Origin of the sequence: Aurantiacibacter atlanticus, assembly GCF_001077815.2 — a bacterium.
Taxonomy (GTDB): domain Bacteria; phylum Pseudomonadota; class Alphaproteobacteria; order Sphingomonadales; family Sphingomonadaceae; genus Alteraurantiacibacter; species Alteraurantiacibacter atlanticus.
Genome location: NZ_CP011310.1, coordinates 42,539 through 65,103, shown reverse-complemented (window position 1 = coordinate 65,103; position 22,565 = coordinate 42,539). Strand labels below are relative to the sequence as shown.

Below are 22,565 nucleotides of genomic sequence, written 5' to 3'. Positions count from 1 at the left end.
CCTGGGCCATCAGTCGAGCCCTCCCTTTGCAAAGATAAGGAAAGCGCTGGTCGCTTCGCCGGGGGCGAGCGCGTCGCGGCCATAGGCAAAGGCGAGCGCGCCTGCGGGCGCTTCGCGCTCGGCGGCGAGCGCAAGGTTTTCCTGGCCGAGGTTGCGGATAAGGAAACGCTGTCCGGTAAGCGCGTCGCCCTGGTATTCAGCAACAAGCTGGACTTCGATCCCGCCGGTACGGCGCGGAGGAGACAGCTCGGAGCGCGCGGTGAAGCCAGGCAGGACGGCATCGCTCGCCATCGCTTCGATCAACCGGATCGCGGTGTCTTCCGGGCCAGTTTCGGTCTCCCATTCTGCCGCTTCGCTTTTGGCCAGTGCGGGGTTGGTGATGAACAGCTGGGTCGCTTCCTCGCCGCCGAGGCGGCAGGCGAACCTGTAAACGTAGCCCGCTTTGCTGGTGGCAAAGAAGCTGACGCGCGCCGCCGCGAATTGCGGAGGCACGGAGATATAGATGTCCCCGCGCACCGGCTCGTGCGTCACCTGGAAGTCGTTGTAGGGAAAGCCGCTCGCGATCTTCGAGACATTGGCAAAGCCGTCATCGATAAGCGCGATCCGGGTGAGTTCGCCGCGCGCCAGCTCGCAATCGATCGTCGCGTTGTCGGCGGCCTCGACGAACTGGTCGGCGTGCGCTGGGACCGGCGCGAGCCCAAAGGCAAGCACGGCAAGGCCGGTGAGCTTCAATCCGGGATCGGGGCGCCTTGTTGCGCCAATCGCGAAACAGGCAAGGCCGGTTCCTGCAAGCGCGGCAGCAAGTGGGGATGAGAAAAGGCTCATTGGCCGATGTCCTCTTTGTCAGTGGGAAGTTGCTCGAAGCCGGCCAGCGCGAGGCTGAGGCCTCGCTTCGACCAGCGGAAACGGAAAGCGCGGCGCTGGCTCGCGATCACCTGCGCGCCGACGAAGGTCTTGAGCGTGCCGGTGACACTCGATGTCAGCGCCTTGGGATCGACGTTTATTTCGGCGATCACGAAGGCTTGGCTGATGTCCGAGCCGCGCTGTTCCTCGACGATCTGCACCAGCTCGGCCTTAAGCGCGCCGTGCGCGGCGGGATCAGCAAGCTTCAGGATGTTGGCCATCCAATAATCGAGGCTCTCTGGTGCCCGGTTAAGGAGCATCAGCGCCGTGTCGCGAGTGACGAGCTCGAGATAGGGCGCGTCGATCCCGCCGCTCGAGACGGTGATCCGCTCGGCAGTGATCGGCACCAGCACGACCTGTTCATCGCGGGTCGCAGCAGCACCGAAGCTGACCAGCGTGGTCAGACCCAGAACGCCTGCCAGCACGGCGAAGCGGTTGCGCTGCCGCAGGAAACCCTGCGCCTGTTCATGTGCAAATTGTGCTTGCATGGTTCCTGCTCCCTCAGCCCGCCAACAGGCGGCAGTGGGAGGGCGGCGTGGCTTTCAGCCCCAGGAAACTCCCGGGCAGGTACCAGTACGCAGCATGCACCAGTGCCGAACCGGCACCGCGAGCCTTTGCCTTCCGCAAGGCAAACCAGGTTCCGGCGGCCAAGCCGATACCGATGAAAATATGCTGCGCAAGAATGCCCCAGGCGAAGGGAATGAGAATCCCTGCAAACTCGTCGATGGTCCAGAAGCCGATGAGCTCCGGATCGTCGAGCCGCCGTGGAACAAGGTACCTGTCGGCCATGATGCCGCCCTCCTTTTGTGACCGGGCCCGGGGTCAGATGACCGCGGTCACGACCGAGGTGACGATCGGCACGCCGGTGCCGACGCCGATCCCGACGCCCACCGGCACGGCGATCTGGCCGAGCGAAAACCGCCCCGAGGCAAGCCCGATCAGGCCAGCAGCAAGGCTGAGCACAGTGATGATTTTGCCGCCCGAACCTTCGAGGAAGTCGGTGAACTGGTTCAAAGCAGGATCGAAGGTGGTGTCCGCGCCGGCAAAAGCGGCGCCGGCACAGGCCAGCGCAACGCAGGTCGGGAGGATATAATCGCGGCCCGGTATGCGGCTTTGCGTGCGGCTCGTGGCCGGAAAAGCAGTCTTGGTGGTCATGGGTGGAAACTCCGAAAAGATTGAACATCAGCCAGCGATGTGTTCGCTGTATGTTCTTTCCTCTCCCCGGAGCTGGCCTGTAGGAAATCGGGAAATGCGTTTCGGTCCGATCAACCAAGCAAAAACCGACATTGGGAAGGCTTTGGGCCGGTGTTTGCGCAGACGGACTGCCTGGTAGCGCCGACTGTGCCGGGATCTGCGCCAAGCCTGCCGGAATACGCGCCGAAGCGATCAATATCTGCGCGAATCACCGAAGGAAGCTGATTCGCGCCTTCCTTTATGTTCCCTTATTGTTCTTTTCGTTTTCCTACAGCTTTCCTTTCGGGATAGCCGGTGAGTCGATGACTACTATGCGAAAGGAATCGTCGATGACTGAGATGGCGCTCTTTGCCGAACAACAGGTTCGCGCCGATCTTGCCCGGCTGCTATTCGCCGCTGTCGAAGCCAGCGGCCGCGCACGCTGCGACATCGCACGCGATGCGCAGATCCATAGAGATGCCCTTCGAAGGGTTCTTCTTGGCGAGCGTTCGGCAAGTCTTGGAGAAGCCCTACGGATTCTGGCTGCGAGCGGCGTCGCACCGCATGCTCACTTGCTGCTGTTCCTAGTCAGTGGCGGCGATCACACGATTGACTGGCTGCAATCGGACCTCGCGCTGTTCTTTGAGGATTTCTCTGGTGAGCTTCCATTTGCGCTCGAACGTGTTCTCGGCAACCAGGTGCACGACGTGAAGCCCCGCTGGGCTAAGGGCACCGCACACCGTGTCGCTCGCCTTCTTTCCGACCATATCGATGAACTCGAACGCAAGGACGCCTTGCTCGGCGATGTCTTCGCTGATGCCGAAGGAGGTCATCGTGGGTGAAGAGATTGAAAAGGAAGCGACCGATACACGCCGGGTCACCCGGCTTATTCGCCTTCCGGAGGTGCAGCACCGCGTCGGGCTAGGCCGTTCGACGATCTATCGCTGGATGGCCGAAGGGAAGTTTCCGAAGCCGATACAACTTGGGGGCTACTCCGTAGCCTGGGCTGAGAATGATATCGATGAATGGATTGCAGGTATAATGGAGTGACTAAAAGAGGGCCGGTTGCGGACCGTCGGCTTTAAAGTAATCTGCTCAGGAAGTAGGCCTATAAAGAGGCGGACAGCTTTTTTGGTCAACAACCTTCCCACCGAACAAGCAATTCGCCATTCATGATGAGCGTTTCAGAACCACCACCGTGAAACAATACTTTTCAATCGCTGTCCTCACGTTTCTGCTGATCAGCTCACCGGCTCAGGCGACCGGGGGTTTGGCGTGTAGGACTGCGGGAGATGAGCCCATTATAGTATCCCTTGGCTTCGGACATGTGCCGAGCGCCGGATTGTTCCTGGCGCGGCTTGTCGAGGGGCGCAAAGAGATCGCTGTAACTGCAACGCAGTGGTGGTTGAGCGCGTCTGAGCTGCGGCTTGCGCTGGTATCGCCAGATGCAATCACTGAAGAATTGATCCTGATCGCCAGCTGGAACGAAGCGAGCCACACCTATGACGGCTCCGTGTGGCGCGCTGGTCGCCAACGCTGGGTTCGTTGCCGCGAAGCGTGAGTGCGCAGCCGTCGCTACGCCAATTAGATCACGCTCAGCCTTTATTTATCCAAGGTTCATAGAACCTTATTTATGTTACCTTGTAACATGGAGGGTGGTTATGATCCGGTTTAGTATCTTAGCATCTATGCTCCTCGCAGCATGTTCCGCACCCGGCGATGCCTCGCCTACAAAAACCTCGAACTCTTATGAGACCGTTCTTGAGGCTCCGCCTTACACGCCCATTACTCGGCTGGGGCCTGAACCCTACACGCCCACGGTCCATGATCGACGCTGGCAGTTTGCCGACAGGCTGGAGCATCAGCACCTGCCAATGCTGCGCCGTCTCAAGGCGGGTGAAATCGGCAATTTCGGCGGGATCGAATGGCGCTGGGCGGATGGTCCACAGAGTGGCGGATTAGGGACTGTCACCGGCATCGTATACTTCGTAAACAAGCCGACATCGTCGCTCCGGCGCTACACGGATAACACGCTGTTCCAACCGGCTAGGGGCGATTTCGCGCGCACCGATCAGGACCGCGTCGCGCGGGATTGGGCAGAGCGCATTGGCCAAGATATTGCCTCTCCCGGCTTCGGTAACATGGACGCTCCTTGGCTCGATATCAGGATCTCGCGCAACGAGTTCGAAGCAATGCGGGACGAGCGCGGCTGGGATGTTCCGACCAATCTTATACTGAAGGTCAGTCATTGGGCAGAGCCTGATTTGCCTGCTGTGCCAGATAATTTGAAGGCGTCGATCAGATACCTGCCTGCAGAAACGGTGCTGGCAGGACCAACACCCGACATCGCGACCTATGATGCGATCGTGCTGCGTGATGGTTGCTTCTTTATTGATGAGGACGGGGAAGACGATCCGCTCGCCATGTTCCCGCTCGGTATCGGCATTTATCGCGACGATGAAGGACATCTGGCGTTCCGCTCACGCCATTCCGGCCAGACGACCCGCCTTGCCCGGGTCGGCTCGCGAATGCAGCTCGGGTCTCGCAGCGAAGTATCCGATCCGCCGGACGCACTGATTGCTGCATGCGGGCAGCACCGCGTTGTCACGGTCAATTCGCTCAATCAGGCTGCGGGCTATGGCGGGGTGTGGCACGCTGTGAAGGAAAATGCCGCGCGCGACGGTTTGAATGAAGCCGAGGCGATGGCTCAGGCAAATGCTTGCCTGCTGGAGCAAGAGAAGCTGCTGGCAGATAATCGGTTGCGCGGCGGCAACGCGGAGCTGACGTGGTGCGAAATGATCATGCATATTCCGCCAACGCCGCCCACACTTCCGGGCACAGGATGATGCGCCACAGGCTTGCAGTTTCTTTTGTGCTGATGCTCTCTGGCTGTGTCGCTCATGGTGGAGGCGGCAATCCCATAACTATCGCGCGACCCGCATTTGGAGGGGAGGCCGGCTTCTACGGTTCCATCGAACTTCAGCGAGGTTGCATTGTCACGGGCGGCGACCGGCCAGCGACTGTGCTGTTCGACCCCGGCGTGAAGCTGAGCGAGGACCGAACCCGTATCATCGACCCTCGCGCGCAAGGGAGTGTCCGGCTGGATGTCCCAATACAAGGCGGTGCAGCGCTTTTGCGTGAGAACGGCAAAGGGTGGCCGATTGCCGACATCGAGAGTTTCTTTGGAGTTACCATCCCGGCTGGATGTCCGACAAAAGATGTGATGCGGCTGCATGGCATGAAGGAACAGTAAATATGTCCATGACTGGGGCAAAGAGAAGAAGCATGTTGACTATGGCCGCTGCAATGCTCGCCGGATGTTCGGCTAGTAGCGGCGGCGTATCATCACAAGGCGATAGCCCGCCGTTCCACGCGGGTTTTAGCGCGGCAGGCTATGCCACTATTCGCAGCGCGCCGCCTGCGCCATTCACTCCTGCTGAGCCAGTTGAACCGCAACCGCCGACTGCTGAGGAGATCGCCGCGGGCAAGCAGTTCCAGCGCGTTGCCGACTTCCAGAACAGTGTAATGGACGAAGTCTCTGCTTTGCAGGACCGATTGCGCCGGGCCGAACGCGGCAATTTTGTGTCGGTCTATTACGAAAACGAAGGCGATCCGTCGGTCGTATTTCAGTTCCTGCGCGCTGGTCCAGCAACTTTGCGCAAATACACGCAACATCCACGGTTTTTCGGCAAAACTGTACGCTGGTCGATGGAACAGATGATGGCCGACGCTGACTGGATGTGGGCGACGTTCGGGGATGACCGGGTCATGCAGTCGAGCGGAATTGGAGCCAGTCAGGTCGATGCCTACATCAGTGTTTCCGAAGCGGATTTCCGCGCGCTGGTTAAGCGCAAGGGTGTGACCATTCCGGAATCGGTCACGTTGCATTTCAACACTGCGCCGGTGGTTCCCATCAACAATCCTCCGCGACCGGCGATTGAAGATGACGCCGTGCCAAGCATCGCTGCACCGCATATCCGCATATTTCCGCGCGCAGATCGTCCGCAGGGCTCTGTAAATCTTATTGAGAGCCGGGTGTTGATTACACTAGAGGATGGCTGCTTTCGCGCGCCGGACCGTGACAATGCATTGGTGCTATTCCCACTTGGCGCACAGCTGTTTGTTGACTCTGACAACTATTTGGCTTTCGCCAGCGATGGCTGGCCCGGATATGCGCGGGTGGGTGAGGCAGTGACGTTTACCGGATCTGTCAATGAGGTCAGCACACCGGAGTTGGTCGGGCCGATCCACGCTGCTTGCGGCAGCAGCACCGTGATTGCCGTTGGCGGAACGGCTAGCGCAGCTGCAAGCAGCGCGCAGGACGCCGTATCATCTCGGGCCAGCACCGTGCGTTCGCTGCGCAGTTCCTATGGGATCGATGCAGATCAGGCCGAACGTGCTGTTGTCTGGCTGGAAAGGCGACAGGCAGCACAGCCCGTCCAGCGAGACGAAAATGGGATCGCCCTGCCGCCACTGCCTGTAGGAGCATATCTTAATAGCCCGCCGCGTCCTGTGATGGACGCAGCCGAATGTCCGCCCGGCAGCAGCCCGCAGCAGTTTATCTGCCGCACGCCCGAAGGCTGGATGCGACCGCTACCGGATTGGCTCAAAGAATTTTTGGAGCAGGATCGATGAAAGTCCGCTTTCCGTATGCGGCGGTTGCGGTCGCCCTTGGTTGTTTTGTCAGCTGCTCGCCGGAAAGTGAGAGTTCCGCCGTCGCACCACCTTTCGAGTTCGACACCTACCCAGCAATAACAGGCGAAGTTCCGGTCTTGGAAGGTGCGGGCGGGATTCTTGACTATGCAGACGGATGTTTGTTTGTCCGCGATTATGAGGGCGGCGCCACCGGGGTCATCATGCCGGACAGCTTTGGGTTCGACGGTCAAATACTTACCGACGGAGAGACAACTTTTTACGTAGGACGACATGCCGGATTTTCCGGGCAACTGAATGCGAGAAGCGAAGTCAGCGACACTTCGTGCAAAACGCTGCATTTGGTTAAGGCGCAGAATGTTTTCGCCCCTCTTCCGCCTCCAGATAACTCTGCCGAGCTTGATAACAAGGATTTTTCACGATGATGCGCAAGGTAGCTTTGATCTGCGTTTTCGCAGCTTCCACACCGCTTGCAAGCTGCGCGACTCTGCCGACCGATGGTGCCACATCGACCGGCGAAGCCAGCGCAATCCCGTATGTGATCACCGCCGGGCAGGCCAGGATTGCCGCGCGGCTATATCCAAAGCTGGCGGCAAGCGCTGAGCCCAACGACAATCTGTTCATCTCGCCCTTGTCTTTGAGTGAGGGGATCGGCCTAGCTCTGCCGGGTGCGCGCGGAGAAACCGAGACAGAGCTGCGCGGCTTGCTTGGCTGGGATGCAGCGACCCGCCTCGGAACCTCGGTGCGCGATTACAATCGCTTCCTTACCGACACTGGCGACAAGAAGGTCGCACTTTCGGTTGCGAACGCGATGTGGCTGTCCGACGAACTGGACTTTCAGCCTGAATATCTGCGCGCGGCAAGTGAAGGGTTTGGGGCAACCGCTCAGGCTGTCGATTTCGGGGGCGATCCGCATGGTTCGGCGGACACCATCAATGGCTGGGTGAGCGAGCAGACGCGCGAGCGGATCACGAAAATTGTCGAAGCAAGCGGCTTCAACGACTTGACCGCCGCCGTGTTGACCAATGCGGTATGGTTCAAGGCCGACTGGACCGTGCCATTCGAAGATGGGACGACCGGCGAGTTCACCCGCGGAGACGGCTCTAAGGTGCCCATCTACATGATGGAACGTCTCGGATCGATGCAATATCGCGAGACCGGCGACGGGCAGTCGGTCGCACTGCCCTATGGGGACGGGCGCTTCGTTATGGAAGTGTTTCTCCCCAAGGATATAAGCACGCTTCGCCGCTGGGAGAGCGATATTGATCGCCTCGCGTTTTGCAGCGGCTTTCAGGGCTGCGAAGCCGATTTCGATCTCCAGTCAGGTGAGCGTCAGAACATTCTCCTGCGATTGCCCCGGTTCGAGGCGCGTTTTGATGCCAGCGTAAGGGATGCCTTGATCGCGGCAGGAATTCCGTGCGCGTTCATGGAATCCTGCGCCGACTTTAGCGGCATGGCGGACGCGCCGCTTGCGATTGACGATGTGGCGCACGCAACGTTCCTGCGCGTTGACGAGAAGGGCACCGAGGCGGCGGCTGTGACAGCAGTGAAGATCGTTGTGACGGGATCACGCATGATACCCGACGTGCCACAAATGATCGTGGATCGGCCGTTTCTTCTGACAATTCGCGACCGATTCAGCGGCGCTCTGATTTTCTTTGGCCGGATTGCCGATCCGACCCCCGTGGAGCAATCGCAATGAAATCCAAATACCTCACCGCCAGCCTGTTGTCCCTCGCCTTTGCGCAGCCCGCGCTGGCACAGGACGAGAAGCCGCTGTCGCAAACCTGCCCCAATCTAACCGCCGAGGAAATCGACGGGATCGAGAACTTCACAGGTGAGTTTGGTGAGACTGCCATATATGCCCGCTCCTATTGTGTCAGCGTGGAAGAAGCGCACAGGCGTATCGAAATCCAGCTGCGCGGCTCGACGGGCCCGCGCACCGAACCCGGCCCTCCTCCTCCGCCCGGCGCGCCTGATGACTCTATTGGTAATTTGCAAATGGTGCTCCGCGAACAGGAAGCGGATACCTTTGCCGGGCTCTGGATCCAGCACGAGCCTGCTTACGGGGTGGCGGTTGCCTTCACTCGAGACGCGGCGGTAACGCTTGCGAAATACACCAGCGATCCGTTGTTTTTTCCTGTCGAGAGGGCAGGGCCATCGCTGATCGAACTGCGCGCGACGCAGGACCGCGTCGTGAATGACCTCAACCGGCTTGGAATTAACTGGTATGGAGCGGGCGGAAACGTGACGACCGGAAAGGTCGAAATTGACCTTGGCCAAAGCGCCGACCCTATTCGCGAAGCGGCTGCTCGCGGCGAGATCGACTTGCCCGACTATGTGATCTTCAACGAGCCAAACCCTTTTCCAATTGCTGCGCCGCCAATTCCCGCAGGCGATGCGAGGGTGAGCAGCTTCCCGCAATTTGCCAATCGCACTGATGGCGGGATCAGCACATTGGTGGGCGTTCCTGATGTGCCCGCACGGCTCGAATTGCGCGATGGTTGCCTCTGGCTCGAACCCGAGGGCGAGGAACCCAAGATCGCGATTTGGGAACAGAGCGAGGCGCTCGACCTGACCGATCCCGACCGTGTGGCTGTGATGAACCGTTTTTCCGGCGCGAAGGTCTATGCGGATAGCGATGTTGTCTTGATGGGATTGCAACCGGGGGAGGTAACGCCGCCTTCCAATACAATCGGGACCGCAGGCTGCCCCGGGCCCTACCGCGTGGTGCGCGGGATCGTGCCGCGCGACATTTGGGATGCGCAGCGCAAGGAGGCTGCATTGTCCGATCGCGAGCGCGAATTGGGCAGCCGGGCGGCGGCGGAAACCGATTATGCCGCCGACATGGCGCGTTTTGCGGAACTCCAAGCCTGGCGCGACGGAATGATGATGGAACGCGGCGATGTAGTGGCGCAAATCTATATCGACGAGGGGCAGGCGACCGCTCACGTTTTCCATACCGAGGCTGTGACACTCGATAGCCTTGTGCGGCATGAATTCCGTTCATTTGTGACAGGGCAGGAGGTGCCTCAGGGCGCAAATGCGCTCAATGCCGCCCGCGATGACATCTCCGCACAGCTGGCTGAGGCGGGGATCGAGGCAGATGTCAGGATCAGTGAAATCGAGGGCTTTGTCAGGGTTAGCCCGAGCGACATCGCGGCACTTTCTCAAGCAGGAGTAGACGGTCGGTTGAAGTTCCCGCCGCTGGTCCGGCTGGAGATTGCAAACCAGTCCGCCGTTTATCAGCAGGACATACCAATCCGCCGCGATCCGGAGGCGATCTGGTATCCGCTGGAGGCGCATCCCGATTTCGCCGCAATACGTGCGCTGGTCGAAGACACACCGATTATGCGGCCCGAACCGCCACGCCCCGGCGAAACCGAAGGCCGGTGGGTCGCCAGTAAACCGTCGAGAGCCGCTTCGCTCGAGCAGACACATTTCCTGATCGCTTACGGCCAGACGCTGGAACGGATCGAGGATCTGCGCCGCGCGGGCTTCGATCCGATCGAGGCGATGGAGGCTATAAACGGGCGGGCGACAGTGGAGAAGCGGGCAATGCTTGCCACGGATATCGTGATTGCCGAGCCGGTCGGGATCGACATCTTCGACAACGGGCCGGACGGCTTTGCCTCGTCCGTGCGCTGGCGCGTGATCGAGACACTTTCTGGCAGTGCCGCACCCGGCAGTGAACTGCGCCAGCGCCTTGCGTCGGGCGAACGGGACAATGACGAAGGCGAGCGCGTCTATGGGCAGGGTGGTGACGAGCCAGTGCTGCTGCCCGGTCTGCCAAACTCGCTTGAACCTGGATCGCGCTGGGTGCTGCATCTCAACGATGCGCTTTATCGCCATATGTCCCATGTGCAGGGGGGCGAGGGCGCGGCGCGAACCGAAGGCCGCTGGTTTGTCTCAATCCCCTGGATGCCGCCATCGCTGATTGACGAAAGCGAAATGGTTCGTCCGGTCAGCCTCTATCCCGAACCGATTGAACTTTCCGAGCTACGCGAGCGATTGGTGCCCATCGCTCGTTCCTTCCGTGTCATTGGAAAGGAAGCGAAATGAAGAGATCGCTGATCGCGCTCACACTGTGCGCAACCGCGCTTGCTCCTCAGGCTGCCAGTGCCTGTCTCTACACTCAGCCGCCAGAACCGGTGGGCGCAGCATCGCAAAGCTTCTTCACCGGAAAAATGGCAGCGGCGGCATTCACGGTCGATATTGCGGTGGCGGGCGAGACCCGGACCGCCTTTGGCAGCGATCCCGACTGGCGCAGCCCGGTGACCACATTTCATGTGATCGAGCGGGTGAAAGGCAATTCGCCTGATCGTTTCTCGCTGTTTGTGGGTGCATCGGGTCCGGATCACCGCGATATCGAGGCGCAGCATTGGGTCGATGAGCAGGGGCGGGTGACGCCATACCCCTTTCCCTTGGAGCAAGTGCCGCAGGCGGATGGCAATTACTCCATGACCTCCTGCCACCCAGGCTGGCTCGCAGTTCGCGAGGGCGAAACCTATGTTGTTTTCCGCAATGCCGATGGACGGTTGCTTGGCCGCTTTGCTCTGTACGAAGATCTGTTCACAGCAGCTTTTCCGCTCGTGCAGGCTGGACTGGGCACGCGTGAAGGCTGGCTCGCATGGTCTGGCCCGCTCCAAGCAGAGCCGCCAGCGGCACCCTCATTGTCTGAACTTGCAGCAAACCGCATGGTTGTGCGTTTCCACAATCCCTTGAGTGAACGGGATGCTCGGCGCTGGCTTCGGGATACCGGGCTTGCTCCCTTCGCGGTTCGGCTTGTTAATGGCGAGTTGATTGATGAAACACGGGTTCCTGTCGGGTTTGCGGACTCTGGTCTTATCGAGCGGGCCCTGTCTGACGCGCACGACGCCGCTGCCTCTGACGCGCTTGCCATTCTGGCCGCTAAGATACAAGCCGACATCACTACCGAGACGCTGGACAACGATGCGCTGATCCGTCGGCATGTGTGGCTGGTGGCGCAAGCAGCATCGCGGTTTCGCAACAACACCTCAGAACCACTGATTACGGAGTTGGAGGTAACCGGCACGTCGGCGTCCATGGCGCAGCTACGTAACAATCCGCGCGGGGTGGATGTGATTGACGGTCCATTGGTGAACGGTACGCTCTACACAAGCCAGACCGTCCTGCCCGGCGATCCCGCCCAGAGCGATGCCTATTGGTATGAAACTTCGGCCAGCCTGATCGCGAGGCTCGCTGCGGTGGCCGAAGGCACCGCCATTCCGGCTCCGGTCAAGAAGCCAACTGAGCCGGAACCAGACCCTTTTGCTTACGGCGACTGTATCCGCTTTGGACGCGAAGAAGCGGCCCGGCTTGCCGATCTGCCCGAGCAAGGACGGCTCGGCGCAATGAGACTGTTCGCCAAGGAGGGCGCGGCGATCTGTGCGGTAAAAGATGGCGTCCTGGGTTGTAATCTTGCGCCCGACAGTTCTGCCAGGGTTTCTTGGGCGGGATGGGAAGGCGGCTTCAAAATCAGCCCGAGAGGCGCGCGGCTGACATTCGACGGACAGGGTCTGCAATGTCCCGGCGGTTGACCCTCGCAGCGCTGGTAGCTGTGGCAGGGTGCGGCGAGCCGACCGATATCACGGTGCCGGAGCCGGAGATCAGATCTTCGTCGGGTATATCGCTGGACGGCATGTCGTTCGTCTTCCCTGTCGGGCTCGAATTAGAAGGAGCCATCGAACCGTGCGATGCGCGGGCGAGCGAATGCCCCTTGGCCGATGACAGCGTCCATCTGGCATGGCGCGCGGGCGATCTGCGCTTTGATTATGTGGTCGATCACTTTGGTGCGGCGCTGCCCGACAGGGATTGGGGCCAACCGATCACGATCAACGGGAAGCCTGCCTTTCGCAAACAACTGGATGACGGCGCCAAACGGTATTTGATCACCAATCATTACGGTGGAGAGGATAGCGCGGCGGCGGCGATCTGGCAGCAGGAGGAACAGCCGCTGTTCTGGGGCACGTGCCGCAATGACGAAGATTGCGAGGCGGTTCTCCAGACACTCGCCAGCGTCTCTATGCGCAGCGCCGAAAGTGAATGCGCGCTGATGTTCCCAAAACCTCCGCCAGAATTTGTGCCGCCGCCCGGCTACAGGCCCGGACCTGCACCCTTCCCGACCCCGCAAGCGCCGCGGCCCGATCCGGAAACCTTGGCGTCACGGCCACCACCCCCTCCTCCACCTCCGCTTCCGCACGATGCTCAGGCGCTCTGCAAGGAGTACATTGATGCAAGCTAAAAATCTGGGTTTCTCCATTCTTCTGGCCGCTTCACTTGCGGGATGCAGCACGGCCGCCGTTTCGCCTCCCGAACAGCTGCCTCCACCGCCCCCGCCGCCGGGCCAGCTTGCGCCTATGACCGACGCAGTGAAGGAGCTTTATGGCGAGTGGCGTCCCGTTACAGGCTCGCACAGTGCGGGCACTGACCGCCTCACCATCTGGAGTCCGATGTTTTCATGGGGTTCGGGTTGCGATCTGACACAGGGCCAACTGCTCGATCTGGGCGATGGGCGATACGCCGTTGAAGACTATACCCGCCCCTCTGCGGATTGCCGGTCCCGGCAGCGGCTTTCCCCGTTCGACGGCCAGGAGGTGTCGATCACGATGCCAGACAGCACGAGCCTGCGCATCGCACGCGGCGAGGAAACTTGGCTGTTTACCAAAGTCGATGTCGTTGGAACCTATCCAAGCGAAGATTTCGTCCGAGGCGATTGGCTGCTGGCGGACACGCGCGGCAGGCCGTTCCGAGGTGACGAATTGACGCGCGTCACCTTTGGCAACGACTATGAGGTCGAATCTGCAAATTGCACCTTTGCTACAAACGGCTGGGGGCCTGAGCGAGACTGGCAGGTTCGCGTCGGCGGCTCTTACCTGCGCGTAAACGAAAATTGTCGCGTCCGAACCTTGGGCGACCGATTGGCGAAGCTGGGCATGGGCGCAGAATTTGTTGCCGAGCCGGTCGAAACCCGCATGACCGTCAGGATTGGCGGGACGCGCGCCACACTTGTTCCCGCAGCGCGTTTCCCGGAACTGGCGCGCGATGCAGAAACGGTGGCGCCGTATCCTTGGGCGCAGGAAATGGCTGCGGCATCGGCAAAGCTGGACCTTAACGAGCGTTTCGAACTGGCTTTGCGCGCGGTCGGGTTGGGCGGCGAGGGCTTCCCTGGCGTCGAAAATCCCGCCGATCCGCGCAAACTTGTCTTTTCGGGCCTGAATGCCTGGCAGCATGACCAAGCCGTCACGGCTGGGCTGTTGTCTGCTGCGGATCAGTCACATGAAAATCTGGAGCAGCATCTTGCCGGTGCGCCCATTGTCGCACTGGCGGTACTGGAGGGGATCAGGCCGGTTGATTGGGGCGACGGCCTGTCGCTGGATTATCTTTACCGCGTGCGCGAAAGCTGGCGCGGCGGACGAAAAGCCGGCGATCTTTTGATCGTCAGGATGCCGCCACTTCTGGACCAGAGCCGGTCGCCCGCCATCACGCCCGAAATCGGTGCCGAAGTGCTGTTGCTGGCAAGCAGAACCGGCTACATAGCTGGCCGGCTCATCGAAGGCATAGCACCTGCGAATGATACGCGCATCGTGCAAATGACATTGCCTTTGATGCGGATTGTCGATGGCAATCTGGTCGAGGCTATTGAAGGCGCCAATGTGCTGGGTGCAGCCGGCTTTGCAGGAACCAGCGTAAGTGAGGCGCGCGAACTGGCGCGGACGGCCGATCGCCGAATGATGGCAATTGCGCCGCCGCGCCCCGCTGATGCATTCGGCAACTGGACTGTCCGCCGTTATTTCATCACGCGCATCGGGGACCGGGTGTTGCCCGACCCGACTCGGCTGTGGATCGAATATGATGGCAACACGAACATGGGCAATCCTAACGGTTATGGCGGCGTGAGAGTATATTTCGACGGTTGCACACCTGTTTCCATGCAATTCACGGAAGGGAGACGCATGGCAAGCGCATCAGCGGTTGCCTGCCCGGGCGATCAACCGAATGGCGATCCGGTGACAGAGATCGCAGTCCAGAAAGCGGCGCAATGGATTGACCAAAATTACTTCCCCGACATCATTTGTGTCAGCACTTGTCCTACAGATCCGGAATATATTTTGCCATTGCCTGATGGTGATGTCGTCATGCGAGCGATGATGCGATGAGGGTCTCACCTGTCCTTCTCGCGGCATGTCTGTGTGCGTGCAATCCCGCCATCGACCAGACCGAAAGGGCCGATGCTGGCAATGCTAGCGAACCAGCGGCCCTTGCCTTGGAAGACATCGAGGGTCGTTGGCGGGTCGTAAGCGTCGATGGAATAAGTTTGCCGGAACTGGCCGGCAGCGGCCAAGCTCCCTATCTTTCGATTGGACCCCGAAGTGTGGGCGGATCGCTCGGTTGCAACAGTTTCGGAGCACTCGCACTCTATACAGATGGGCGTTTTGCAATCCACAGCTGGAGCGGCACAGCGATGTATTGCGAAGGTATTGCTGAGCAGGAAAGGGCTATTTCCGAATTGTTTTTCGCGCAACCGGCGGTGGAGCAGAAGGGAAGCCAAGTGGTAGTCCGATCCGCAGAACATCAGGTGGTATTGTCAGACAGACAGGCTGACACTCTTGAGACTGCCGTCCCGGCGTCGCAGGCGCTCATCGGGACGAGATGGCGCATCTCATTCATCGACCAGAGCGAGAAAAGCACCAGTCCCGAAGACAGGTATCTGACCTTCACAGACGTGAGCTGGCAGGGACTAGCATCCTGTGCCACCCTGTTCGGCGCATATCTAACCAACCAAGGCCGTCTTATTGTTGAAGACGAGATCGCCAGCACCGAGCAGCTTTGCCCTGAAGAATATGCCGCACTGGATGATGCATTTGCTGACCTCATGCGATCTAACCCGCGCTATCTGGTGGGCCCCAATGGCGAACTCATCATTGCTGGGCACGGGCATGTGCTGACCGGAGGCGCGGCGCAATGATCCGCCCGGCGCTCATATCGCTGGCCGTCATGCTCTTGGCCGCTTGCACGCAGCAGGCCGAGCAGCAACCGCTTTGGACGTTCGATGAAAATGGCCGCATCGTTACTGCGGCTGGCAACGCGCCCTCAGCTTGCGTGGAACCCGCAGCTATTCCCGCCGGTGCCACGCAGGAGACCAGCGGCCGGTTGACCATTCTCGAAGCGCCCCTGCCGGCGCCCTTCATCAGTTTGCAAGAGGATTGGCCACCGGAGCCGGAAAACTACGAGCCCAAGCTGGCCCGCCCTGCGGTTCCGGCAGAACTTGCCTACTATGTCCGCGCGTTTCCGCAGGAAGAGCAGCCCGCAGGCGATGTTCTTTCAATCGCCTCCGAGCATGTAATTTTCCTGCGTGACGGATGTTTTTTTGCGGATATCGAAGGCGATGATGACCCATTGGTCATGTTTCCCTTCGGCGCCGCGCTTATCGTGGATGAGGACGGGTTTCTAGCGTTCGGTTCCCGCTATAAACCTAATGCAGCGGGTAACGTGCGGGTCGGCCTGCCAGCACAAACCGGCATGGTTAGTCCGCTTTTCGACGCCCCAGAAGAGGTGTCCAAAGCATGCGGTCATCGCAAGATGATCGCCGTAACGTCTGTGAGCAATCCCTTTGACTATCCGGAGCGTTTCAATCCTGCCCTCAGGCGGTACGGCGAACGCAGTGGAGCCATCGACAAGCAGATCCTGGAACGCGCCAATCGCTGCGCGATCGACGCCGCAAAAAGGCAAGCTGATCGGCGGCTACGTACTTCCGCGCTGGAGCCGATCAACTGCAATCGCTTCTGGGGATTTTGACGCCTTTTTTGTGCGAGGCGTCGCTTGGTAAAATTGTGACATTGTGCGAAATGCTCACCGGCTAGCGATGTCTGCTTTCGAACAATCGGCGCAAGTCACCGAACGTATCGAAAATGGAGCGCAAGGGTGCAGCGATTTGATGCCCGAAAAAGCTATCCCGTCGGCGCTACAAAGATTTGATCTGGAGAGAAAAAATCGATGATCGAATGATCGTAGCCCGCATTCAAGCCCGCAAGATAAATCATCAGCTTAGGCCGTGTTGACAAAAGGGATTCCCAATCACTCCGACTTCTGATTCAAGACTGCTTTTTGAGGAGCAGTCATGGGTCGCGGAGACTTGTCGGATGCGGAGTGGGAACTGATCGGGCCGCTGCTGCCGCCTGAGCGGGGACGCTGGGCGCGACCGGCGGGCGATAACCGACGCTTCCTCAACGGCATGCTCCACGTATTGAGGGTAGGCTGCCCCTGGCGCGACATGCACGAGCGCTACGGCAAGTGGAACTCGGTCTATGTCCGGTTCCGGCGCTGGGCCGAACAAGGCGTGTGGGATGCCCTGCTTCAAACGCTGGTCGATCTGGGGCTGACCAGATCCGTCCAGGAACGGCTTTGTCGGGGTCGTCTCCGCGCAGTGACCACAGAACGCTGTCGCCAGCAGTGACCAGCGCAGCCATCGTTGTTCGACCTGCCGCCAGCGCCTCAAAGGATTGTCCGTCCCAGGCCTCTTTCGGCAATTCGCCCGCCGCGCGTTTGCGCGCCCAGCGAAACACTTCATCCCTTGCCGCGTCCAAGAGGTCCTGCTCATCGTGCGCTGGGATCGTCGCCACAATGCGGAGAATCTCACGCTCTCTTGCTATACCCGGGAGGTTTTGGCGGATTGGGGCCAAAGCTGCCGCCATTGGACCAAGCTGGACACCCACAATAACCCCCGTCCGGTTCCAGCACTGTGATGAATGATGCGAACATCGGTGAATCAGGGCGTGAACAACACGGAGTGGAGCGGCGTCATTACCGTTGGCGCTGGAAGTTATTGCGGGTGTCCATCTCACATCAATCAGACTCTCTTTCAAATACATGGAACTTAACCCGTCCTATTCATGAGGCTACCGCTTCGTGTTGTTCGGACGGCGATGTGGCGGTGCCTGATTGATCAAGGCGCACGCCTCCACCGGCGTTTTTCACCGCGGCAGGAGCAATGGGCTTTTCGAGGTTGATGGACTGGGGCTCAGGGGTTCGGCGGCACCGCCGCTCTTGCTATGTGGGCGCTGGTCGCAGACTGGTGGTGATGGCCTTGAACACACCGGCATCCGGGCAAGCCGAAGCGAAGGCGACGCGGATACGCGTGGCGGTTTCGATGACGCGGGCAGCGACCTTGAGCAGGCGCAGGCGCAGCGTGGCGAACTCGGCGGTGGCGAGTGCGGTGGCTCTTGGGATTTCCTGCTGGATTCGCCACAGGAGCCAGTATGCGGCGGTGTGCAGGATGAGGCGCATCTGGTTGGCGCCCGCCGAGCGGCACGAGGTGCGATCGCTGGCGAGCTGGCTCTTGTGGCGCTTGATCAGGTTCTCGGCCTGACCGCGGGCGCAGTACAGCGTGTCGTAGATGTGCTCGGCCGAGCCTTCGGTCAGCGAGGTGACGACATAGCGGATGTCCATGCCCAGCGTGCTGGCCTCAATCCGGGCGACGACGCGGCGCTGGCATTTCCAGCTTTTGGCGCCGTAGCGGGTCTCGGCATAGTTGCGCAGGACCGGGCATTGGCGTTGAGCCCGCCTGACGGCACAAGCATCGGCGACGGTGACGATTTCGGGATCGGCACGCAGCACGGCGTTGGTCGGCAGACCAAATACGTAATCGACGCCGGTCGCCTCGCACAACGTCATGACCTCGGGCCGCCCATAGTGCCCGTCGCCGCGGATGGTGATGTGGGTATCGGGCCAGTGCCGCCGAAGATGGCGCACCAGGCGCCGAATGTGTCCGGCAGCCTCGGCGCCCGACGGTGTCTTGCCGGCGCGCAGCAGCATTGCCACCGGCCGACCGGTGGCGGTGTCGTAGACATGAATCGGCAGGAAGCAGCGCTCCCCGTGATGACCGTTCCAGAACGAGAGTTGCTGATAGCCGTGCACGACATCACAGGTGTCATCGATATCCAGCGTCACCGCCGCCGGCGCGGCGGGATAGCTGGCGCAGTAGATGTCGATCATCGCGGCCATCATCCTGGCCAACTCGCGCGTAGTCGGCGCATTTTCCCACCGGCTCATGGTCGGTTGGCTCGCAAGCCCCACGCCCGATCCCGGCAGCTTGCCCAGCGCCAGGCGGAAGCCCGGATCGTCGCGCAGAACGTCGAGATCATCGGCGTCCTCATAGCCACAGCTGATCGCAAAGATGCGGGCGCGCAGGATATCGTCGAGGTGATGCACCACTCTGCCCGGGTCACGCGGATCGGAAATGCAGGCTGCAAGCTGCTGGCAGATCCCCATCGCTCGTTCGGCCTGTGCCAGCAGCAACACGCCGCCATCCGAGGTAAGCCGGCCGCCGTCGAAAGCGGCTGTGACTTTCTTGCGGCCGACTGCTGGGAATCCAAATGCGCTTGCGATATCGTTGTTCATGCGGGGGTGACCTGTGGCATTTTCTGCCCTGCGGCAGGTTCGGCTTAGACACCCAGTTCCTAATTCAGATCAGAGGCTTAGGCCACTCCCGCTAACCCTTTAGGACCGGTTTGGTGAATACGACGGGTTAATGCGCTCGATAGGCGTATAGATAAATGTATGGGAACAGGGAGTTGCTATTGTGAATAAGATAATTCTGATAAGCTCGTCCGCGCTGCTCGCCACTAGTCCAGCTCTTGCGCAAGAGCTGGAACGGACAATAGATCCGCAAATGGCGACACCAGAAAGCCCAGGTGAAAGCTATCTTGCCAAAAAATTTAAACTCAGCAAAACTGAAGCTCGAAAGCGAATGAAACTTCAAGCAGAAGCTGAAACACTCGCAACAGATCTTGCGGTAAAGTATCCTGATATATTCCTTGGCGTGGATATTCAGCATGAGCCTGTATACCAAGTTACAGCTAGTTTCTCATCCGATGCCAAAGCTAATGAAGTCAGAGCTATGGTTCCCGCTGGTCTGCGATCTGTTTTCAAAACCCGCGTCTCGAAATTCGATCCCGCTTCATCGCAAGCGATGACTGATGAATTAACGAAACTGCTGTCGGGTAGGGACGCTTCAATCTACTTTTCATATGATAAAGACCGTTTTGTCGTTCAAGCAGATGAAGAAGCCGTGAATGAGGTTAAGGCGCTAATTCCTCCCAGCATGCGCAGTGATGTAACAGTTCAAAAAGGGAACCCTAGCCGAAAGCTACAAACCAATGCCACAACAGCAGAGTGGATATACGGGGGCTGGAATCATTATCGCGTAGAAAATGGAAATCAACTTCATTGCACTTTCGCCTTTTCGGCAAGGGATAGCTCCGGGCAACCCGTAATGGTTACGGCAGGGCATTGCCCAGGAACGCGGTACAACGCCCAGCAAAATTCAGGAAAGACTCTTACGTTTGCAAGCCCAACCAGTGCAAATTATGATAAGAATGGATATGATTCGACACGTGGTCGCTCCTATGACTTCAAGCTAATTCCTATTCCAGATGTGAGCACCGCCCCAGAAGTTTACTTTTTTAACAACGTCACCGGATCGTATAATTACTACGACTATGACAATACGAAATCACCTCCTTGGGTATTTAAAACGCGGAACTGGGCCAATGTTCAATCAGGTCTTCCGGCTTCAGGCGGTCGCATTCATATCACCAACACGTTGGTGAATACTGCGACATCTGGAACCTCAAACCCTAGCCACCCTAAGGGCGCTGCTCGTTGCAAATCGGGCAACACAACAGGGGTGACGTGTGGTATAATAGTCGCCTCATCGGTGAACGAAAACAATACAGAGGGCCAAACGTTCTACGGTTTGGTTAAAGTCGGAGATGCGACCGAAGACGTTATTGCTTGGGGTGGCGATAGTGGCGGTGCAGTCTTTTCGCAGCCCGTGTGGAACTCCACAAATAGCCGATATGAAGCGACCGCTGCCGGTGTTGTCACATCAGCGACATGGAAGCCCGTACACCCAATGTTTAATACACCCACCAACCAATATGGCATTCGGCCCTGCCATACTTATTATGATGGTGGTTGTGAAATGAATTACATGCCCATTGATCGCATTAATGACTTCATGCCTGCTGTTATTCTGATCCGAAGCGGCGCAAGTGGCGCCACTGGTAAAACGCCGTGACCAGACAGAGATTTGGGATTTCAGCCGCCCTTTTCGCTGTTGCGACTGTAGCCGCAAGCTGTTCACCATCGTCAGAGCAAGGCGATGGGATTGAGGTTTATTCCTACAATCCCGATGTGCTTGAAAGCGGATATGTAATCGGGCGCTTGGCCGAGTTAGATGGTTGCCTTGTTATTCTGTCCGGTCGGTCGGATTTTGAAAGCGAGGTGATGCCAAGTTCTTTCTCGCGGTCGGATGCAGATATGCCGCTGTTCAGAAACTTACCCCAAACGGGGCGAGATCAAGATGGGTTCTTTATTCAAATTGCACCTGGCTCCGAAAAATTGCGTCTTGGCGATCGCGTCGAAGGTACTGGTGGAGTGATATGGGAAAAGAAAGCCGGTCCGGATTCAGCGAACACCATATTGAAAGAGGCTCATGCGGACTTGGATATGGCATGTGGCGAACGAATTATCCAAGTGCGGAACTTGAAACGCTTTGGAGAACCTTCAAAGTAAGGTCGTAAGCCATCGGCTGTTGCCTAGGCCGTGTTGACAAAAGACTTCAGCCATAGGCGAGTGGCGGCGAGGTTTAGGAAGCTCTCGAAGGACAGGACGGTCTTGTCGTAGCGGGTGGCGATACGGCGCTGTTGCTTGAGCTTACCGAACATGCGCTCGACGCGGTTGCGGTCCCGGTAGCGACGATAGTCGGGATGCTCGGGCACCTTGCGGTTCGAGCGGGGCGGGATGATCGGCAGTATGCCCCGGATCAGCAGGCTCTCGCGGAAGCGGTCGCCATCATATCCCTTGTCTGCCAGCAGCGCCTTGGGTGCGGCGACCGGGATCTCCATCAGCGGCTCAGCAGCGGTGTAATCGGAGGCCTCACCACCAGTCAGGATGAAGCCGAGAGGCAGTCCCTGATTGTCGCAGCGGGCATGGATTTTGCTCGTAAAGCCGCCGCGTGATCGACCAAGAGCGTTCGCACAAGCCCCCCTTTTCCGCCCGCTGCCGAGACGTGGCCGCGAACGCTGGTGCTGTCGATCATGTGCTGCCAGTCGTCGGTCAGCCCCAGATCGACCAGCGTTTGAAGCAGGGCATCCCACACGCCTTGTTCGGCCCAGCGCCGGGAACCGGACATAGACCGAGTTCCACTTGCCGTAGCGCTCGTGCATGTCGCGCCAGGGGCAGCCTACCCTCAATACGTGGAGCATGCCGTTGAGGAAGAGTCGGTTATCGCCCGTCGGTCGCGCCCAGCGTCCCCGCTCAGGCGGCAGCAGCGGCCCGATCAGTTCCCACTCCGCATCCGACAAGTCTCCGCGACCCATGACTGCTCCTCAAAAAGCAGTCTTGAATCAGAAGTCGGAGTGATTGGGAATCCCTTTTGTCAACACGGCCTAGGCCGCTAGCGGTGCAAAATACGTTGCGTATCTCCCCGTCGATAAGCACTACGGAACATCCCACTGGGCTTTCGATCACTTGGCCGTTAGAAAATCGGAAAGTCGCTGACCCCTCATAGGTTTTGCCAGAAAGACGGTCTGGGCTTTGATTGAAATCGACGGAGGATAAGCTGGCGGCCTGGGGTATCGCAACAACGTTCCTCGCACCGCCCATTTCCCTAGGTTCTGTAATTGAGACGTCGTAATCTAGGCCACGAGTGTCAGTCAGCGGCACTCCTATCCGAACGTTAGGGAGCCGAAGAGGGGATGCTTGGGTACCCTTGCCCTCTGCGAGAGCAGCGTTGATCTCTTTATCTTTCA

Annotated in this window: 23 protein-coding genes and 1 pseudogene; 17 read left to right on the top strand and 7 right to left on the bottom strand. The window is 59.2% G+C overall.

The genetic code is table 11. From position 1 onward, the window contains the following. Nucleotides 1-9: 9 nt before the first annotated feature. Genes CP97_RS00390 through CP97_RS00375 form a run of 4 tightly spaced genes read right to left on the bottom strand, consistent with a single transcriptional unit; the run spans nt 10 to nt 2,058 of the window. Nucleotides 10-825 (bottom strand): type-F conjugative transfer system secretin TraK, encoded by an 816-nt coding sequence (locus tag CP97_RS00390; protein ID WP_048884319.1) that lies wholly within the window; start codon nt 823-825, stop codon nt 10-12. After that, a complete protein-coding gene (locus CP97_RS00385; RefSeq protein WP_048884318.1) occupies nt 822-1,391 on the bottom strand; it encodes a type IV conjugative transfer system protein TraE in 570 nt (189 codons plus the stop codon). Before CP97_RS00385 ends, CP97_RS00390 begins: the two co-directional genes overlap by 4 nt. A gap of 13 nt (nt 1,392-1,404) precedes the next feature. Further along, on the bottom strand, nt 1,405-1,692 hold the full coding sequence (gene traL / locus CP97_RS00380; RefSeq protein WP_034960277.1) for a type IV conjugative transfer system protein TraL: 288 nt from the start codon (nt 1,690-1,692) through the stop codon (nt 1,405-1,407). 33 nt (nt 1,693-1,725) lie between these two features. After that, nucleotides 1,726-2,058 carry a hypothetical protein gene (locus CP97_RS00375; protein ID WP_048884316.1) on the bottom strand — a complete coding sequence of 111 codons (333 nt, stop codon included), beginning with the start codon at nt 2,056-2,058 and terminating at the stop codon, nt 1,726-1,728. Nucleotides 2,059-2,426: 368 nt separating this feature from the next. Here CP97_RS00375 and CP97_RS00370 point away from each other — a divergent pair, with 368 nt between their 5' ends. From CP97_RS00370 to CP97_RS00315, 12 genes are all read left to right on the top strand, one after another. Further along, nucleotides 2,427-2,918, top strand: a complete 492-nt coding sequence (locus CP97_RS00370; protein WP_048886567.1) for a hypothetical protein — start codon at nt 2,427-2,429, stop codon at nt 2,916-2,918. Then, nucleotides 2,911-3,126, top strand: a complete 216-nt coding sequence (locus CP97_RS00365) for a helix-turn-helix transcriptional regulator (RefSeq protein ID WP_048886566.1) — start codon at nt 2,911-2,913, stop codon at nt 3,124-3,126. Before CP97_RS00370 ends, CP97_RS00365 begins: the two co-directional genes overlap by 8 nt. A 277-nt stretch (nt 3,127-3,403) precedes the next feature. Next, the gene (locus CP97_RS15735; protein WP_082863654.1) at nt 3,404-3,637 is read left to right on the top strand and encodes a hypothetical protein; all 234 of its coding nucleotides are present in this window, start codon (nt 3,404-3,406) and stop codon (nt 3,635-3,637) included. Nucleotides 3,638-3,737: 100 nt separating this feature from the next. Next, nucleotides 3,738-4,922, top strand: coding sequence for a hypothetical protein (locus CP97_RS00355; RefSeq protein ID WP_149036389.1), 1,185 nt, complete (start codon nt 3,738-3,740; stop codon nt 4,920-4,922). Next, on the top strand, nt 4,919-5,329 hold the full coding sequence (locus tag CP97_RS00350; RefSeq protein ID WP_048884313.1) for a hypothetical protein: 411 nt from the start codon (nt 4,919-4,921) through the stop codon (nt 5,327-5,329). Before CP97_RS00355 ends, CP97_RS00350 begins: the two co-directional genes overlap by 4 nt. A gap of 32 nt (nt 5,330-5,361) precedes the next feature. Next, complete coding sequence (locus CP97_RS00345; RefSeq protein ID WP_149036388.1) at nt 5,362-6,711, top strand: hypothetical protein; 1,350 nt, start codon at nt 5,362-5,364, stop codon at nt 6,709-6,711. After that, a complete protein-coding gene (locus CP97_RS00340; protein WP_048884311.1) occupies nt 6,708-7,154 on the top strand; it encodes a hypothetical protein in 447 nt (148 codons plus the stop codon). Before CP97_RS00345 ends, CP97_RS00340 begins: the two co-directional genes overlap by 4 nt. Next, a complete protein-coding gene (locus CP97_RS00335) occupies nt 7,151-8,431 on the top strand; it encodes a serpin family protein (protein WP_227819627.1) in 1,281 nt (426 codons plus the stop codon). Before CP97_RS00340 ends, CP97_RS00335 begins: the two co-directional genes overlap by 4 nt. Then, complete coding sequence (locus CP97_RS00330; RefSeq protein ID WP_048884310.1) at nt 8,428-10,791, top strand: hypothetical protein; 2,364 nt, start codon at nt 8,428-8,430, stop codon at nt 10,789-10,791. Before CP97_RS00335 ends, CP97_RS00330 begins: the two co-directional genes overlap by 4 nt. Then, entirely contained in the window at nt 10,788-12,290 is a 1,503-nt protein-coding gene (locus CP97_RS00325; RefSeq protein WP_048884309.1) for a hypothetical protein, read from the top strand. The genes CP97_RS00330 and CP97_RS00325 overlap by 4 nt, the downstream gene beginning before the upstream one ends. Then, nucleotides 12,275-12,994, top strand: coding sequence for a hypothetical protein (locus CP97_RS00320; protein ID WP_048884308.1), 720 nt, complete (start codon nt 12,275-12,277; stop codon nt 12,992-12,994). The genes CP97_RS00325 and CP97_RS00320 overlap by 16 nt, the downstream gene beginning before the upstream one ends. Further along, on the top strand, nt 12,984-14,909 hold the full coding sequence (locus tag CP97_RS00315) for a hypothetical protein (protein ID WP_063612315.1): 1,926 nt from the start codon (nt 12,984-12,986) through the stop codon (nt 14,907-14,909). The genes CP97_RS00320 and CP97_RS00315 overlap by 11 nt, the downstream gene beginning before the upstream one ends. Before the next feature lie 5 nt (nt 14,910-14,914). On the opposite strand, the gene CP97_RS16340 is transcribed toward CP97_RS00315, so the two are convergent. Continuing rightward, entirely contained in the window at nt 14,915-15,094 is a 180-nt protein-coding gene (locus tag CP97_RS16340) for a hypothetical protein (protein ID WP_162493056.1), read from the bottom strand. Here CP97_RS16340 and CP97_RS00310 point away from each other — a divergent pair. From CP97_RS00310 to CP97_RS00300, 3 genes and pseudogenes are all read left to right on the top strand, one after another. Beyond that, nucleotides 15,017-15,718, top strand: a complete 702-nt coding sequence (locus CP97_RS00310; RefSeq protein WP_227819729.1) for an META domain-containing protein — start codon at nt 15,017-15,019, stop codon at nt 15,716-15,718. The genes CP97_RS16340 and CP97_RS00310 overlap by 78 nt on opposite strands. Beyond that, on the top strand, nt 15,715-16,548 hold the full coding sequence (locus CP97_RS00305; RefSeq protein ID WP_048884305.1) for a hypothetical protein: 834 nt from the start codon (nt 15,715-15,717) through the stop codon (nt 16,546-16,548). Before CP97_RS00310 ends, CP97_RS00305 begins: the two co-directional genes overlap by 4 nt. 322 nt (nt 16,549-16,870) lie before the next feature. Next, nucleotides 16,871-17,176: pseudogene (locus tag CP97_RS00300) on the top strand (transposase); the annotation flags it as partial. Nucleotides 17,177-17,799: 623 nt separating this feature from the next. Here the strand turns inward: CP97_RS00300 and CP97_RS00295 are convergent. Continuing rightward, nucleotides 17,800-19,149: an IS1380 family transposase gene (locus CP97_RS00295; protein WP_008603964.1), complete on the bottom strand. Its 1,350-nt coding sequence runs from the start codon at nt 19,147-19,149 to the stop codon at nt 17,800-17,802. 181 nt (nt 19,150-19,330) lie between these two features. Here CP97_RS00295 and CP97_RS16055 point away from each other — a divergent pair, with 181 nt between their 5' ends. Both CP97_RS16055 and CP97_RS00285 read left to right on the top strand, forming a co-directional pair. Continuing rightward, nucleotides 19,331-20,830 carry a chymotrypsin family serine protease gene (locus CP97_RS16055; RefSeq protein WP_149036387.1) on the top strand — a complete coding sequence of 500 codons (1,500 nt, stop codon included), beginning with the start codon at nt 19,331-19,333 and terminating at the stop codon, nt 20,828-20,830. After that, nucleotides 20,827-21,327: a hypothetical protein gene (locus CP97_RS00285; RefSeq protein WP_063612314.1), complete on the top strand. Its 501-nt coding sequence runs from the start codon at nt 20,827-20,829 to the stop codon at nt 21,325-21,327. Before CP97_RS16055 ends, CP97_RS00285 begins: the two co-directional genes overlap by 4 nt. Nucleotides 21,328-21,350: 23 nt before the next feature. On the opposite strand, the gene CP97_RS15730 is transcribed toward CP97_RS00285, so the two are convergent. After that, nucleotides 21,351-22,133: an IS5 family transposase gene (locus CP97_RS15730; RefSeq protein ID WP_227819625.1), complete on the bottom strand. Its 783-nt coding sequence runs from the start codon at nt 22,131-22,133 to the stop codon at nt 21,351-21,353. Nucleotides 22,134-22,565 lie beyond the last annotated feature (432 nt).